Raw genomic sequence first — 13,474 nt, forward strand, 5'->3', positions numbered from 1 at the left:
TTGTTTTCATTCTTCTTTCGAGGTGCAACATGGTCCTCTCTCCCGGAATGAACCCCCTCTCGGACGTGCGCGCAAAATGGGGCTGGTTCGTCGCGCTCGGCGTCGTCCTGCTCGTCTTCGGCGGCATCGCCGCGGCCAATCTCTTCTGGGCGACGGTCGCTTCGGTCTATTATGTCGGCATGCTGATGATCGTCGGCGGCGTGGTGCATCTCGCCCATGCCTTCCAGGTCAAGGCCTGGCGGGAGACGATCGCCTGGGCGCTGAGTGCACTGCTCTATCTTGCCGCCGGCGTGCTCGCCTTCGTCAATCCGGTACTGACCTCGGCCGTGCTGACCCTGCTGATGGCGGCCGCGCTCCTCGTCGCGGGGCTGTTCCGCATCTTCGCGGCCCTGCGGGTCCGGCCGGAAAAGGGCTGGGGCTGGCTGCTTGCCGGCGGCATCGTCACGGCGCTCGCAGGCCTCGTCTTCCTCATCGGCTGGCCGGTCAACAGCCTCTGGCTGCTCGGCCTGTTCCTCGCTTTCGACCTTGCCATGCAGGGCTGGGCGCTGATCGCCTTCGGCCTGGCGCTGCGGAAGTAGCCACCCGTTCAGCCGCCCCGCCGGGTGCCGGTGGGGTGGCGTTTGACAGGCGGGACGGCAAGGCCTAGAAAAATCGCGTGGGATGGGGATGGAGCTCCCCGGCAACCGCCGTTTGACCGGCTGATAGCTCCTGCCAAGACCGGCCAGCGATGGCCGTCGGCGGCGGGAGCATGTTCTGCAACCGCCCGAGGGCGGTTTTTTGTTGTCCGGATGTCGCATCAACGGACTGTGAGGGCAACGCACATGAGCTATCTGATCGTCTTTCTCGGCGCGGGCATCGGCGGGGCCGGGCGCCATGGGGTGAATGTGCTGGCCGCCCGGCTGTTCGGCACGGCCTTTCCCGCCGGCACGCTCGCCATCAACGTGCTCGGCTGCCTTCTGATGGGGCTGATCGCCGGTATCTTCGCCTTCCGCGGTCACCTGCCGCAGGAGATGCGGCTGTTCCTGACGACGGGTATCCTCGGCGGCTTCACCACCTTTTCCGCCTTCTCGCTCGATGCGGCGCTGCTCTGGGAGCGCGGCGAAGCGGGGCTGGCGGTGCTTTATGTCGGCGCATCAGTAATTTTTTCGCTGCTCGCCGTGGCGGCGGGACTTGCAGTTTCACGTCTTATGCTCGCAGGAGGTGCAATGTGAAGGCGCTCCTGACGTCCTGGCAGGTCTGGGCGCTCGGCTCGGCGGTCTTTGCCGCGCTGACGGCGGTCTTCGCCAAGATCGGCATCTCCGAGGTCAATTCCGACTTCGCGACCTTCGTGCGCACCGTCGTCATCCTCCTGGCGCTCGCCCTCATGCTGACGCTGGCCGGGAACTGGCAGGCGCCGGGCTCGGTGCCGGCAAGAAGCTGGATTTTCCTCATTCTCTCGGGCCTTGCGACCGGAGCCTCCTGGCTTTGTTACTTCCGCGCGCTGCAGATCGGCAAGGCCGCCCAGGTCGCGCCGGTCGACAAGCTTTCCGTCGTTCTGGTCGCCATCTTCGCCGTTCTGTTCCTCGGCGAACAGCTTTCCACGGCCCATTGGATCGCCGTCCTGATGATCGGCGGCGGCGCCTTGCTGCTGGCTCTGCCTATATGAGGGAATTCTTTTTCAACTCCTTGTAGTCATTGAGATTTCACCGAACTGTCACAGTACGGAAACGATTTTTTCAGGTCTCGGCGGAGAAACTTCGCGGCAACGTCCACGTCTCGGAGCCGCGCATGTCCGCCGCCGAACTGCTTGCCCTTCGCCGCTTCGGGGATGGCGAGATCGTCACGCTCGCCAAGCTGGTCATCGAAACGGCCTTCCAGCCGATCGTCGAGGCTGCGACAGGGGCGGTCTTCGGCTACGAATCGCTGATGCGCGGCTTCGATCGCCTCGGCTTCCGCTCGCCGCTCGACCTGATCGACCGGGCGCACGAGGCGGGACAGCTCCTGGCGCTGGAGCACATGGTCAACAGCCGCGCCATCGCTGCCTTCGCCGCGCTGCCGGACTTCCGCTCGCGCACACTCTTCGTCAATCTCGATTCCCGTCTGGTGCCTGACGGCGCCGATCTCGTCGACCGGCTCTCCGGGCATCTCGCTCGCGCCGGCATTCCGGCTTCCTCGATCTGCTTCGAGATCTCCGAGCGCTTCGACAACGACACGCTGCCGGAATTCGCCGTGCTCGTCCGCAAGCTGCGCCTTGCCGGTTTCAAGCTTGCCATCGACGATTTCGGCGTCGGCCACAACGGCCTGAAGCTGCTCTGCGACCACCCGGTCGACTACCTGAAGATCGACCGTCATTTCATCTCCGGCATGGAGAGCGACGCGCGCCGGTGCCATCTCGTGCGCAACACCGTCAATGCCGCCCACGTGCTCGGCATCCGCGTCATCGCCGAGGGGGTGGAGAGCGAGGCGGAGTTCATCGCCTGCCGCGATGCCGGCTGCGATCTCGTGCAGGGCTGGTTCGTGTCGCGTCCGGTCACGGATTTTTCGGCGCTGAGCCCGGTCTATGCGCAGGTCGCGCGGGCCGGCGGGCGGCGCCGCTCCTCCCGCACGCTCGACAGCATCCTCATTCGCCGCGAGATCGAGCAGGTCGCGGTGCTGCGCGAGAACGAGAGCCTGGAATCGGTCTTCGAATTCTTCCGGCGCGATCCGAAACGCACCTTCTTCCCGGTGCTCAACGCCAATGACGAGCCGCGCGGCATCCTGCACGAATACCACGTCAAGGAGCTCTCCTATCACCCCTTCGGCCGCGATCTCCTGAAGAACAAGCTCTACCAGAAGAGCCTGTCGCATTTCGTCACCATGGCGCCGATCGCCGATCTCGACACGCCCGCCGAACAGCTGCTCGACGTCTTCACCGGCATGGGCGGCAACGAATGCGTGATCCTGACGGAGAACCTGCGGTATGCCGGCATCCTCTCGGCCTCCTCGCTCCTGAAGATCATCAACGAGAAGCGCCTGAAGACGGCGGAGGACCAGAACCCGCTGACCGGCCTTCCTGGCAACCGCTCGATCCGCGACTACCTGCAGGACAAGGCGCTCGACGGCGATCAGACCCGATGCCTGTGTTACTTCGATTTCGACAATTTCAAGCCGTTCAACGATCACTACGGCTTCCACAAGGGGGACCTTGCGCTCTCGCTCTTCGCCTCGCTGATGCGCCGCGATTTCGTCGGCGAGGACGTCTTCATCGGCCATGTCGGGGGGGACGATTTCTTCGCGGGCGTTTCCGGACGTTCCGTCGAGGCGGTGCGGGAGGTATTGGAGCGGCTGCTGGCTGATTTTACCCGCGAGGTGCGCTCGCTCTATTCGCCGGAGGATCGGCTGGCCGGAGAGATCCGCGGCCGCGACCGTGCCGGCCAGGAGACGACCTTTCCGCTGATGCGCTGCTCGGCCGTCGTTCTCGTGTTGCCGGAGGGGGAGGTGATCGGCGAGGCGGGGCTGATCAGCAGCCGCATCGCCGGCCTGAAGGCGGATGCCAAGGGCAGCGACGGGGGGCTCGTGCTGTCCTCGGCATCCGCGAACGCAGGGCAGGGGGCCGCCCTCCGTTGATACAGGAGGGCAGGCCCTTTCGAGCCTGCCCCTGCCACGTTAGCGAAGGATCTTCACCGTCTTCGCCTCGTGGTTCTTGCCGGACATGTCGAAGGAGACGGACACCTTCTCGCCAGCCTTCAGCCCGGGATCGTGGAACCCTTTGGGAAGCTGGTAGACGGTGCCATCGGAAAGCGTCAGAGACATCGACGCCTTGTTGTAGTCCTTGACCGTGCCGGTCGCCGTCTGGGCGGCGAGGGCAAGCGCCGGGGTGGCGAGAACCGTGACGATGGCGAGATTGGAAAGAAGAACACGCATCTGTGTCGTCCTGAATTGGCCCCGGGCGGGGCGCTGTGAAACCGTCCGGAAGCGTCGTGTCGCGGCCCCCTGGGGGTGGAGCCGCCGGCGCTCCCCGGCTTCGAGATGGACGGTAGGCCCGGAAAAATCCGTTTTCAAATTAACAAGATTTAATTCTGACTGTCGCGAAACGGCCGGAATTTCAGGGCTTTGCGGCCGAAACTTGGCATATCCGCCGGTAACGTTTCTGTCGCACAAACCCTCGCAAGCGATTCAAAAGATTCGCGCTTTCGGCTAGAATCGCCGCAAGTGAGCGCCACCTCATGCCTGCCGGGAGATAAGCCCATGTCACTTCCCTCATCCATGCCCCATGTCGGGCTCAGCGAACATGGCGGCCCCGACAATCTCGTGGTGATGGAGGGCCGCACGCCACAGCCGAAGCGCGGCGAGATCCTCGTGCGCGTCGCGGCCGCCGGCATCAACCGGCCTGACGTGCTTCAGCGCAAGGGCGATTATCCGCCACCGCCCGATGCCAGCCCCATTCTCGGCCTCGAAATCGCCGGCGAGGTGGTGGCGCTCGGCGAGGACGTCACCGGCTACGCGCTCGGCGACAGGGTCTGCGCGCTGGCCAATGGCGGCGGTTATGCGCAATATTGCGCGGTGCCGGCCGGCCAGGCGCTGCCGTTCCCGAAGGGTTTTGACGCGGTGCAGGCCGCGGCCCTGCCGGAAACCTTCTTCACCGTCTGGGCCAATCTCTTCATGATGGCGGGCCTGAAGCCCGGCGAGAGCGTGCTGATCCACGGCGGGTCGAGCGGCATCGGTACGACGGCGATCCAGCTCGCCAGCGCGCTCGGTTCACGCGTCTTCACGACGGCCGGTACGGCGGAGAAGTGTGCCGCCTGCGTCGATCTCGGCGCCAGCCGGGCGATCAACTACCGCAGCGAGGATTTCTGCGCCGTCATTGCCGAGGAGACCGGCCGGGCCGGCGTCGATGTCATCCTCGACATGATCGGCGCGGCCTATTTCGAGCGGAACCTGAAGTCGCTCGCCCGCGACGGGCGCCTGTCGATCATCGCCTTCCTCGGCGGCACCTTCGCGGAGAAGGTGAGCCTTGCGCCCATCCTGCAGAAGCGCCTGCACCTGATGGGCTCGGCCATGCGCCCGCGCACGGCGGCGGAAAAGCAGGAGATCCGCGACGCGCTCCTGGAGAAGGCCTGGCCGCTCTTGGAGGAGGGGCGCATCGCCCCCGTTATCCACGCCGTCATGCCGTTCAGCGAGGCGGCCGCCGGCCATCGCATGATGGAGCATGGCGATCACATCGGAAAGATCATGCTGACCTTCGAGTAGCGCGCTTCCGGCCGAGGTGGCGGCGCCTCGGCGCGGGGCGGCTCAAGGCGCCTGCTCGATGCGGTCGCGGCCGAGGCGCTTGGCGCTGTAGAGTGCGCGGTCGGCCCGCTCGAACAGGTCCTCCACCGCATTGCCGCAGAATTCCGCGACGCCCGCCGACATGGTGTAGGCGCAGCCGGGGCCGGCACGGTCTTCTGCCCGCGCCACATGGCAGCGAAGGCGCTCCATGGCGTGCATCGCCTCGCCAAGACCGGCGCCCGGCATCAGCATGAGGAATTCCTCCCCGCCGATCCGGGCGAAGAGATCGCCGGCGCGCGATTGCTGCCGTCCCGCCGCGGCAAAATGCCGGAGCACCTCGTCACCCCGGGCGTGACCATAGCGGTCGTTGATCGCCTTGAAATGATCGAGGTCGATAAGCGCGAGCGAGAGCCGCGCACCGTCGCGAAAGGCGATCCGCATTTCCGCGTCCAGCCGGGCCATCGCCGCGCGGCGGTTGAGGAGACCCGTCAGCGGGTCCGTGTCGGCGGCAAGCTGCGCCGCGTCGCGGGCGATCTGCAGCATGCGCTCGTTGGATTTGAGCATGGTGATGTCGGTGAAGACGCTCCACAGCCAGCCGTCGCCCAAAAGCGTCTCGTTCACCAGGAACCAGCGGTCGTCGCCGATGTCGATCTCGAAGGCGCGCTGCGGGCGGCTGCGCCGCTTGGCATGGGCCATGTCCAGGAAGGCATCGATCGGTCCGCTCATCCGCGGGCCGACACCGTTGGCATGGCAGTGGCGCATGATGTCGGCAAAGGTGCGGGCGCCCGGCTGTACGTCGAAAAGCGCGCGAAAGACCATCGAGGCATAGGAAAGCTCGTCCTCCGGTGAAAACAGCGCGAAGGCGACGCCGGACGCGTCGAGCCCGGACAGTATGAGATCCGTTGTGGCCCGGTCCCGGATGAGGGCGAGCGGCAGGATCGCATCGACATGCGTCATGCCGCTCCCGCCCGGCCACCTGTGCCCGTCGTTGCGTTTCACCCGCCGTTTCCTTCTCGTGACCGAATCGTCGGGTGTCGCACCGGACGATCGCCATTGTTTGTGGCAGAAGGTGGCGGGGTCGCAACGAAGACCCTCGGTTTCCGTTAACAAATCCTCAACCCGCCGCCGTGCCCCTTACGGCGGGAAGGCGGAGGGCGAGGAGGATGCCCACGGCAGCCGGCAGGGCGAGCAGCGCATAGAGCCAGCGCGCCGCCGTCAACGCCCCGTCCACGCCGCCGGGGTGCACGAGGCCCGTGGAATTGACGATGACGCCGGCAAGCGCCGCGCCGAAGGCGGCCCCCAGCGCCTGCATGGTGGTGATCGCCGCCGAGGCCTTGTCCGTCTCGCCGGGCGGCGCAAGATGCAGAACGAGGGTGACGAGATGCGCCCAGCCCATGCCGATGCCGAACCCCATGAGGAAGATGAAGACGGTGGCGATCGTGAGCAGCACGAGACCGCTTGCCGGATTGTGCCGGGCGAGCGCGACGACGAGGAGGACGGTCGCCAGCGTCTCGATCAGCGCGCCCGCGACGATCACCCGGTTGGCGCGGCGCCCCTTGAGGCCGGCGGTGGCGAAGGCTGCGATCGTCCAGCCCAGCGCCAGCAGCGCCACGAGATAGCCGGAGACGAGCGGGCTCACGCCATGCAGCACCTGCAGGAAGTAGGGGATATAGATATCCGAGCAGATCGTCACCAGCAGCAAGAGCATGATGAGGTAGACGCGGGCGAGCGGCGAGCCGAGGCTGATCGTGCCCGCCGGCAGCAGCCGTCCCTCGGCCCGGCGCTCGATCGCGACCGTCGCCAGCACCGCAAGCACGGCGGCCGCCGCAAAGGCGCCGCGCAGCACCGGCGCCGCCACGGAACTGGCGAAGGACAGCACCACCACGGCGGCAACGAGCAGTGCGATCTGCAGGAACGGCGTCTTCGTCGTCACGCGCTCGCCTTCGCCCGACGGCAGCAGGCGCGGCGCGGCGACGGTCATCAGCACCGAGAGCGGCACGAGCAGCGCGAAGGCCTCGCGCCAGGCGCTGCCGGCGGCAAAGATGCCGCCGATCGTCGGGCCGAGGAAGGTGGCGATGCCCCAGGCCGCGGCATAGAGCGTCGAAGCCGTGCTCCACAGCGGTTCGGGATAGACATGGCGGATGAAGGCATAGCCGAGCGCCACAAGGAAGCCCGCGCCGAGCCCCTGGACCGCCCGGCCGGCAAGCACCGTCTCCATGGTCGGCGCGATGGCGCAGACGAGGCTGCCGATGCCGAAGAGCAGCGCGCCGGCCCTGTAGCAATGGTTGAGCGTCACCCTTTCCGGCCGCACGGCGACGAAGGTGGAGCCGAGCACGGAAGCCGCCACATAGATCGTCGTCGCCCAGGCGAAGAGCGAAAGGCCGCCGATATCGCGCACGATCGAGGGCATCAGCGTGGCGGTGATATAGGTCTCCACCGCATGCAGCATGATGCCGCCGCCGAGCATCAGCGTGCTGAACAGATAGGCGCGGGAGAACAGGCTGGAAAGCCGCGGTGCGGCATCCTTCGGGATCGTGACACTGTCGGACATGGATAGGCCTTGCGAATTCGAGGCCGAAGACCTCGCATGGGGCACACGGCAGTTCAAGCCGTGACTTTTGGGTGAAAGGGGAGCCGTCAGGCGCGGGGCGTGGCCGATGCCGATGAAAAGCTGCTCGGTAGACGCGGAGGCAGACCTACATCAGATGCCCGGTCCACCAGCCGCGATCGCTGGACACCCTGATCAGCACCATGATCACGGTCGCGATGATGCCGCCGATGAACAGCGCCGTCGCGTGCCGGACATAGGCCGGAGACCCCGCCGTGGCGGCCGGCACCATGGGCTTCAGGATGAAAAGCGCGATCATCACGAGAATGTCGAAGATGACCGAGACGAGGGGCCATGGCGGCAGGGCAAATTCGGTGCCCGGGATGAACACCCTCCACAGGCAGCGCAGGATCAGGAAGCCGGCAACAACCGCAAGAGCGATCGCTGCTCTGGATTGGGAACCTTGCTCGGCCATGCGTCGCTCGCCCCTGAAAGATTGGCGGGTATGAAAGCATGGCCTTGCAGAAACGGCAATCGCGGCGGTGGCCTTCGTCGGCCCTTCCCGGGTCGGGGAAGGGCCGTCGCGCAGGTGAGGCAGGCTTCGCCGGGGCTTACGGGTTCCATTCCCCCGCCACCTGCCGCGTCGCGACATTGAAGCGGTTCCACACGTTGATCGCCGCGATCTCGACGACCAGCGCGGCGAGCGTCTTTTCGTCATAGTGCCGGGCAGCCTCGTTCCAGATCGTATCCGGTACCGGCTCCTCGCGGTCGGCGATGCGCGTCAGAGCCTCGGTCAGCGCCAGAGCGGCCCGTTCCGCGTCCGTGTAGAACGGCGCCTCGCGCCAGGCGGCGACGGAGAGGATGCGCCGGTCGCTCTCGCCGGCCTTCTTCATGATGCGCGGGTGCAGATCGACGCAGAAGCCGCAGCCGTTGATCTGGCTGGCGCGCAGATGCACGAGATGTGCGGTCTTTTCCGGCAGTTCCGTCTTCTGGGCAGCGCCCTGCAGCGCCTGCATGGCCTTCATGACGTCGGGCAGCACGGTAACGATATTGGTCATACGGGATTGCATTTCATCACTCCTTGATTTGTTTTCAGCATCGACGGCAGCGAGCCCTGTCACACCGGTGCGGCTTCGTTCGTCATGGCCATGACGCCGCTGGACGAAGGAGTGTGACCGATGCGCGAAAAAAGTTTCTGGACCGATCGTTTCGAGGCCGAGCGCGGGCGCCTGCGCGCCGTTGCGCTGCGCATGCTGGGCTCCCAGGGCGAGGCCGAGGATGCGGTGCAGGAGGCCTGGCTGCGGCTGGAGCGGGCGGGCGGCGGCGAGATCGACAATCTCGGCGGCTGGCTGACCACCGTCGTCGGCCGCATCTGCCTCGACATGCTGCGCGCCCGCGCCCGGCGACGCGAGGAGCCGATCGACGGCGAGGACGGCGCGGTCCAGCACGCAGATCCCGGCGCGGCGGCGGACGAGCAGGCGGCGCTTGCCGATTCGGTCGGCCTTGCGCTTCTCGTCGTGCTGGAGCGCCTTGCGCCCGCCGAACGCCTCGCCTTCGTGCTGCACGACATGTTCGACGTGCCCTTCGAGGAGATCGGCCGCATCGTCGACCGTTCGCCCGTCGCCGCCCGCCAGCTCGCCAGCCGCGCCCGCCGCCGCGTGCAGGGCCTGCCGGAAACCCCGTCCGCCGATTACGACCGTCGGAAGAACGTCGTCGCGGCCTTCCTCGCCGCCTCGCGCGACGGTGATTTTTCCGGCCTGCTCGCCGTGCTCGATCCCGACGTCGTCTTCCATGCGGACGCCGATGCCGTCCGGCTCGGCTCGCTTGCGGAAATGCACGGCGCCCAGGCCGTGGCGACCAACTTCAAGGGCAAGGCGACGGCGGCAAGGCTCGCGCTCATCGACGGCCAGCTCGGCCTCGCCTTCATTCTCGGCGGCGCGCTCAAGCTCGTCGTGCTCATGGAGGTGGAGGGCGATCACATCATCGCAATCGATTCCATTGCCGATCCCGCGCGCGTTGCGGCTTGCGAGGTGGCGTATCTGTAAAGGGGGGATTCGGGCGGACGGCGCTACACGCCGATGCGTCCGATCGCCGGGATCTTGATCGCCGGGCGGTAGAAATCCACGCCGGCGACGAGGCCCATGATGTGCAGCTCCAGCCCGGAGCGCAGGCCGGCGGAGATGCCGACGAGGCCGTAGAGCGTCGCATGCACGTCCTTGCCGTCGGGATCGATCGCGAAGATCCTGCCCTCCGGCAGGTAGTCGCGCCCGACCGCGTCCGGCGGCAGCACCACGCCGAGTTCCGGCACCGAGCGCAGCACATGCGCGACGAAGGTGTTGGAGTTCGGCCCCGGCCAGATGCGATAGCCACCGGGTTTGGAGTAGGGGTAGGCCGCGATGGCCTTCTCGATCTTCGGGATCAGCCGCGCCGCCTCCTCGCCGCTGACGCTGACCACCACGCGGGGCGTGTTGGAGTACCAGAAGGCGTCCGGCGCATAGCCGTTCTTGCGCACCGGCGTGCCCCAGCCGACCTTGTCGTAGCGGTTGTAGCTTCCGGCGTTCGCCTCGTTGGTGACGATCCAGGCGTGGCTCGCCACCGCGCCCTTGAGGCCGCCCGTCGCGGCGGAGAAGATGTGGATCGTCGCCTGTGGCGTGTCTTCGGCCCCGGGCAGGATGCCGGCGGATTTCCAGTTCGCCTCCCGCCAGTTCTGCGGCCGGTCCTTGATGTACCAGTAGCCCGCCGAGGCGAGCGCCGGCATGAGGTAGATCACGAGGAAGAGGACAAGGACATTCCTCAACAGTTTCATGCGCGGCACCTCCGAAATCGCGTGTGCGGACCCAGGTTTTCGGATAATACCGCACCGGAAACCGGAAATTTGAGGGCATGAACATGGCAAACCCCGTCCTTGTCGAAGTCACCCGCGGCAATCTCGTCGAAAGCCGCCATCGCGGCATGGTCGTCGCGGTCGACGGCGATGGCAAGGTGGTGTTTTCGCAGGGCGATATCGAGGCCGGCGTCTTCCCGCGTTCGGCCTGCAAGGCCATGCAGGGCCTGCCGCTCGTCGAAAGCGGCGCGGCGGACGCCTACGGCTTCGGCAATAGGGAACTGGCGCTCGCCTGTTCTTCGCACAGCGGCGAGCCGGAACATGCAAGCCTTGCCGGTGCCATGCTGGCCGCCGCCGGCGTCGACGAGAGCGTCCTGGAATGCGGCGCCCACTGGTCCTTCGAGCAGCCGGTGCTGATCGGTCAGGCGCGCGGCCTCGAGCGGCCGAGTGCGCTCCACAACAACTGCTCTGGTAAACATGCCGGCTTCGTCTGCGCCGCCTGCCACACCGGCAAGGACCTCAAGGGCTATGTGCGCTACGAGCACCCGGTCCAGGCGGAGATCCGCGGCGTCATGGAAAGCCTGACGGGCGCTGCGCTCGCGACCGACAATTGCGGCGTCGACGGCTGCTCCATCCCCACCTATGCCATGCCGCTGAAGAGCCTCGCGCACGGTTTTGCCAAGATGGCGACCGGCACCGGCCTTGCCCCTGAGCGCGCGAAGGCCGCGCGCCGGCTGATGGAGGCGTGCATGGCCGAGCCCTTCTACGTCGCCGGCACCAAGCGGGCCTGCACGCGGCTGATGAAGACGGCTCCCGGCCGCATCTTCGCCAAGACCGGCGCCGAGGGCGTCTTCTGCGCGGCCATCCCGGAAAAGGGCATCGCCATCGCCCTCAAATGCGAGGACGGCACGACCCGCGCCGCCGAAAGCATGGTCGCCGCCACGCTCGCCCGCTTCTTCGTCGACGAACCCGCCCTCCACGCCGCCCTGATGGCCGAAGCCAACCGCTCCATGTCGAACTGGAACGGCGTTCATGTCGGCGACGTCCGCGTCACGGACGCTTTCGCGGCCTGATCAGGCCTCGATGATCTCCATCCCCGCTTCCCGGTAGGGGGCAAGCGTCTCCGGCGGCAGGCCGGGCGGGAGAAGGAGACCGGTGGCGGCGGCGAGCGGCAGGATCTTCCAGGGCGAGGCGCAGCCGAGTTTTTCCCGCGTCAGCAGGACCCAGGTCGCCGCGGCGTTCTCGGCGATGGTGCGTTTGGTGGCGGCTTCCTCCATGTCGCCGGTGGTGAAGCCGTGCGTCGGATGCGCGGCCGTCACGCCCATGAAGTAGAGATCCGCCTTCAGGCCGCGTATCGCCTCCAGCGCCATGGCGCCGGTCGACACCATCGAATGTCTGTAGAGCCTGCCGCCGATCAGCACGATCTCGGCGGTCGGGTGGCGCTCGAGCTCGCAGGCGATCGTCGGGCTGTGCGTCACCACCGTGAAGGCGAAATTGCGCGGCAGCAGGCGGGCAAGCGCCGCCGTCGTCGTGCCGCCATCGAGGAAGATGACCTGGCCGGGCTCGATCATCGCCGCCGCGCGCGCGCCGAGCGCGGTCTTCTCGTCCGTCGCCACCGCCTGTCGCGCCGAAAAATCCGGCAGCGGTGGAGCGAGCGGCAGCGCGCCGCCATGCACGCGCTTGAGCAGGCCGTCCGCCGCCATTTCCCGAAGATCCCGCCGGATCGTGTCCTCCGACAGGTCGAGTTCCGCGGCGAGCGTCTTTGCGACGATCTCGCCGTCGCGATCGAGACGCTGGGCGATCAGCGTCTTTCTCTGGCTGGTCAGCATATCTGTGCTCCATCTTGACTCTGCACGAAATTACACGAATAATCATGAAATATCCAGAAAATTCCGGATATTTCATGCATCAATGGTAAGGAGTAAGACATGCTGATCCTGATTGCCGGCCCCTATCGTTCGGGCACCGGAGACGATCCCGTGAAGATGACGGAGAACCTGAAGCGGCTGGAGGCGCCGTCCTATGCGCTGTTCAAGGCGGGCCATGTGCCGATGATCGGCGAATGGGTGGCGCTGCCCGTCTGGCATGCGGCCGGGGGCAAGACGGTGGGCGACGCACTGCACGAGGAGATTTTCTACCCGACGGCGCACCGCCTGCTCGAACTCTGCGAGGGCGTGCTGCGCCTTCCGGGGGACTCCAAGGGGGCGGACAACGACGTGCGCATCGCCCGCGAGCGCGGCATTCCGGTCTGGCACCGGCTGGAGGACGTGCCGGGCTGCGCGGCGGCTGCATAAATTTTGCAGGTCCTGTCGGGAAGGGGCGCGGTGATCCGTCCTTGTGGCATAACGGGCGATCCGCCGCCGGCGGCGCCCGCGACATGGCAAACCAAGGAGAACGTTCATGCGCATGATCTTCGTCAACCTGCTCGTCAAGGACCTGCCCGCGACCCGCCGTTTCTTCGGCGCCCTCGGCTTTTCCTTCAATGAGGCCTACAGCGACGAAACCGCCGCCTGCATGGTGGTGGACGACAACATCTTCGTCATGCACCTGACGGAGCCGAAGTTCGCCCAGTTCGTCACGGGCAAGGTCGGCGATCCCGAGGAGGCGACGCAGGTGCTGACCTGCCTTTCCGCCGCGAGCCGTCAGGAGGTCGACGACATCAAGGCGAAAGCGCTCGCCGCCGGCGGGCGCGAATGGAAGCCGAACATCGAGTTCGGCCCGATGTACGGCTGCTCCTTCCAGGATCCGAACGGCAATGTCTGGGAGTTCATGCACATGGACCAGTCGGGCGGCTGAGGGCGGGCGAGGGACTGCGCGGAGACTGGCGTCCCGCCCCTCATCCGCCCGCCTGCCGGCATCTTGTCCCCACAAGCGGG

The 13,474-nt window shown here is 66.6% G+C and carries 16 protein-coding genes and 1 riboswitch; of the genes, 9 read left to right on the plus strand and 7 right to left on the minus strand.

What is annotated here, in order from left to right; translation table 11 throughout:
* Window positions 1-29 precede the first annotated feature (29 nt).
* From EXZ48_RS05335 to EXZ48_RS05350, 4 genes are all read left to right on the plus strand, one after another.
* Window positions 30-578, plus strand: coding sequence for an HdeD family acid-resistance protein (locus tag EXZ48_RS05335; RefSeq protein ID WP_130514660.1), 549 nt, complete (start codon window positions 30-32; stop codon window positions 576-578).
* Window positions 579-653: 75 nt separating this feature from the next.
* Window positions 654-718: riboswitch (Fluoride riboswitch) on the plus strand.
* A 103-nt stretch (window positions 719-821) separates the two neighbouring features.
* Window positions 822-1,211, plus strand: coding sequence for a fluoride efflux transporter CrcB (gene crcB / locus EXZ48_RS05340; protein ID WP_130514663.1), 390 nt, complete (start codon window positions 822-824; stop codon window positions 1,209-1,211).
* The gene (locus tag EXZ48_RS05345) at window positions 1,208-1,645 is read left to right on the plus strand and encodes an EamA family transporter (protein WP_130514677.1); all 438 of its coding nucleotides are present in this window, start codon (window positions 1,208-1,210) and stop codon (window positions 1,643-1,645) included. The genes crcB and EXZ48_RS05345 overlap by 4 nt, the downstream gene beginning before the upstream one ends.
* Before the next feature lie 122 nt (window positions 1,646-1,767).
* Entirely contained in the window at window positions 1,768-3,585 is a 1,818-nt protein-coding gene (locus EXZ48_RS05350) for a GGDEF domain-containing protein (protein WP_130514679.1), read from the plus strand.
* A gap of 39 nt (window positions 3,586-3,624) precedes the next feature.
* Here EXZ48_RS05350 and EXZ48_RS05355 read toward each other — a convergent pair whose 3' ends face one another.
* Window positions 3,625-3,882, minus strand: coding sequence for a DUF1344 domain-containing protein (locus tag EXZ48_RS05355; RefSeq protein ID WP_023514432.1), 258 nt, complete (start codon window positions 3,880-3,882; stop codon window positions 3,625-3,627).
* Between the two features lie 324 nt (window positions 3,883-4,206).
* Here EXZ48_RS05355 and EXZ48_RS05360 point away from each other — a divergent pair, with 324 nt between their 5' ends.
* Window positions 4,207-5,208, plus strand: coding sequence for an NAD(P)H-quinone oxidoreductase (locus EXZ48_RS05360; RefSeq protein WP_130514681.1), 1,002 nt, complete (start codon window positions 4,207-4,209; stop codon window positions 5,206-5,208).
* A gap of 42 nt (window positions 5,209-5,250) precedes the next feature.
* Here the strand turns inward: EXZ48_RS05360 and EXZ48_RS05365 are convergent, their stop codons facing one another.
* The 4 genes from EXZ48_RS05365 to EXZ48_RS05380 all read right to left on the minus strand — a co-directional run bounded on the left by EXZ48_RS05365 (window position 5,251) and on the right by EXZ48_RS05380 (window position 8,844).
* The gene (locus tag EXZ48_RS05365) at window positions 5,251-6,183 is read right to left on the minus strand and encodes a sensor domain-containing diguanylate cyclase (RefSeq protein ID WP_050743492.1); all 933 of its coding nucleotides are present in this window, start codon (window positions 6,181-6,183) and stop codon (window positions 5,251-5,253) included.
* Between the two features lie 157 nt (window positions 6,184-6,340).
* Window positions 6,341-7,777: an MFS transporter gene (locus EXZ48_RS05370; protein ID WP_130514683.1), complete on the minus strand. Its 1,437-nt coding sequence runs from the start codon at window positions 7,775-7,777 to the stop codon at window positions 6,341-6,343.
* Window positions 7,778-7,922: 145 nt separating this feature from the next.
* Complete coding sequence (locus EXZ48_RS05375; protein WP_023515726.1) at window positions 7,923-8,249, minus strand: hypothetical protein; 327 nt, start codon at window positions 8,247-8,249, stop codon at window positions 7,923-7,925.
* Window positions 8,250-8,385: 136 nt separating this feature from the next.
* Window positions 8,386-8,844: a carboxymuconolactone decarboxylase family protein gene (locus EXZ48_RS05380; RefSeq protein ID WP_130514685.1), complete on the minus strand. Its 459-nt coding sequence runs from the start codon at window positions 8,842-8,844 to the stop codon at window positions 8,386-8,388.
* 108 nt (window positions 8,845-8,952) lie between these two features.
* Between EXZ48_RS05380 and EXZ48_RS05385 the strand changes: the two genes are divergently transcribed.
* Window positions 8,953-9,819: a sigma-70 family RNA polymerase sigma factor gene (locus EXZ48_RS05385; RefSeq protein WP_130514687.1), complete on the plus strand. Its 867-nt coding sequence runs from the start codon at window positions 8,953-8,955 to the stop codon at window positions 9,817-9,819.
* A gap of 23 nt (window positions 9,820-9,842) precedes the next feature.
* On the opposite strand, the gene EXZ48_RS05390 is transcribed toward EXZ48_RS05385, so the two are convergent.
* The gene (locus EXZ48_RS05390) at window positions 9,843-10,580 is read right to left on the minus strand and encodes a DUF3750 domain-containing protein (protein WP_130514689.1); all 738 of its coding nucleotides are present in this window, start codon (window positions 10,578-10,580) and stop codon (window positions 9,843-9,845) included.
* Window positions 10,581-10,663: 83 nt separating this feature from the next.
* Here EXZ48_RS05390 and EXZ48_RS05395 point away from each other — a divergent pair, with 83 nt between their 5' ends.
* Entirely contained in the window at window positions 10,664-11,671 is a 1,008-nt protein-coding gene (locus tag EXZ48_RS05395; protein ID WP_130514691.1) for an asparaginase, read from the plus strand.
* Here EXZ48_RS05395 and EXZ48_RS05400 read toward each other — a convergent pair whose 3' ends face one another.
* Window positions 11,672-12,427 carry a DeoR/GlpR family DNA-binding transcription regulator gene (locus EXZ48_RS05400; RefSeq protein WP_130514693.1) on the minus strand — a complete coding sequence of 252 codons (756 nt, stop codon included), beginning with the start codon at window positions 12,425-12,427 and terminating at the stop codon, window positions 11,672-11,674. It lies immediately after the preceding gene.
* A gap of 99 nt (window positions 12,428-12,526) precedes the next feature.
* On the opposite strand from EXZ48_RS05400, the gene EXZ48_RS05405 reads away from it, so the two are divergent.
* Together EXZ48_RS05405 and EXZ48_RS05410 are read left to right on the plus strand one after the other, a co-directional pair.
* Window positions 12,527-12,892: a DUF4406 domain-containing protein gene (locus EXZ48_RS05405; RefSeq protein ID WP_130514695.1), complete on the plus strand. Its 366-nt coding sequence runs from the start codon at window positions 12,527-12,529 to the stop codon at window positions 12,890-12,892.
* Window positions 12,893-12,998: 106 nt separating this feature from the next.
* The gene (locus EXZ48_RS05410) at window positions 12,999-13,394 is read left to right on the plus strand and encodes a VOC family protein (protein ID WP_023515001.1); all 396 of its coding nucleotides are present in this window, start codon (window positions 12,999-13,001) and stop codon (window positions 13,392-13,394) included.
* Window positions 13,395-13,474 lie beyond the last annotated feature (80 nt).

It is taken from the genome of Shinella sp. JR1-6 (assembly GCF_004284735.1).
In the GTDB taxonomy this organism is placed as follows: Bacteria; Pseudomonadota; Alphaproteobacteria; order Rhizobiales; family Rhizobiaceae; genus Shinella.

Bases quoted from the DNA above. Each gene is read 5' to 3' on its own strand.
- EXZ48_RS05335 (WP_130514660.1), top strand. From the start codon at position 30: ATGGTCCTCTCTCCCGGAATGAACCCCCTCTCGGACGTGCGCGCAAAA.
- crcB (WP_130514663.1), top strand. From the start codon at position 822: ATGAGCTATCTGATCGTCTTTCTCGGCGCGGGCATCGGCGGGGCCGGG.
- EXZ48_RS05350 (WP_130514679.1), top strand. From the start codon at position 1,768: ATGTCCGCCGCCGAACTGCTTGCCCTTCGCCGCTTCGGGGATGGCGAG.
- EXZ48_RS05355 (WP_023514432.1), bottom strand. From the start codon at position 3,882: ATGCGTGTTCTTCTTTCCAATCTCGCCATCGTCACGGTTCTCGCCACC.
- EXZ48_RS05360 (WP_130514681.1), top strand. From the start codon at position 4,207: ATGTCACTTCCCTCATCCATGCCCCATGTCGGGCTCAGCGAACATGGC.
- EXZ48_RS05365 (WP_050743492.1), bottom strand. From the start codon at position 6,183: ATGACGCATGTCGATGCGATCCTGCCGCTCGCCCTCATCCGGGACCGG.
- EXZ48_RS05370 (WP_130514683.1), bottom strand. From the start codon at position 7,777: ATGTCCGACAGTGTCACGATCCCGAAGGATGCCGCACCGCGGCTTTCC.
- EXZ48_RS05375 (WP_023515726.1), bottom strand. From the start codon at position 8,249: ATGGCCGAGCAAGGTTCCCAATCCAGAGCAGCGATCGCTCTTGCGGTT.
- EXZ48_RS05380 (WP_130514685.1), bottom strand. From the start codon at position 8,844: ATGCAATCCCGTATGACCAATATCGTTACCGTGCTGCCCGACGTCATG.
- EXZ48_RS05385 (WP_130514687.1), top strand. From the start codon at position 8,953: ATGCGCGAAAAAAGTTTCTGGACCGATCGTTTCGAGGCCGAGCGCGGG.
- EXZ48_RS05390 (WP_130514689.1), bottom strand. From the start codon at position 10,580: ATGAAACTGTTGAGGAATGTCCTTGTCCTCTTCCTCGTGATCTACCTC.
- EXZ48_RS05395 (WP_130514691.1), top strand. From the start codon at position 10,664: ATGGCAAACCCCGTCCTTGTCGAAGTCACCCGCGGCAATCTCGTCGAA.
- EXZ48_RS05400 (WP_130514693.1), bottom strand. From the start codon at position 12,427: ATGCTGACCAGCCAGAGAAAGACGCTGATCGCCCAGCGTCTCGATCGC.
- EXZ48_RS05405 (WP_130514695.1), top strand. From the start codon at position 12,527: ATGCTGATCCTGATTGCCGGCCCCTATCGTTCGGGCACCGGAGACGAT.
- EXZ48_RS05410 (WP_023515001.1), top strand. From the start codon at position 12,999: ATGCGCATGATCTTCGTCAACCTGCTCGTCAAGGACCTGCCCGCGACC.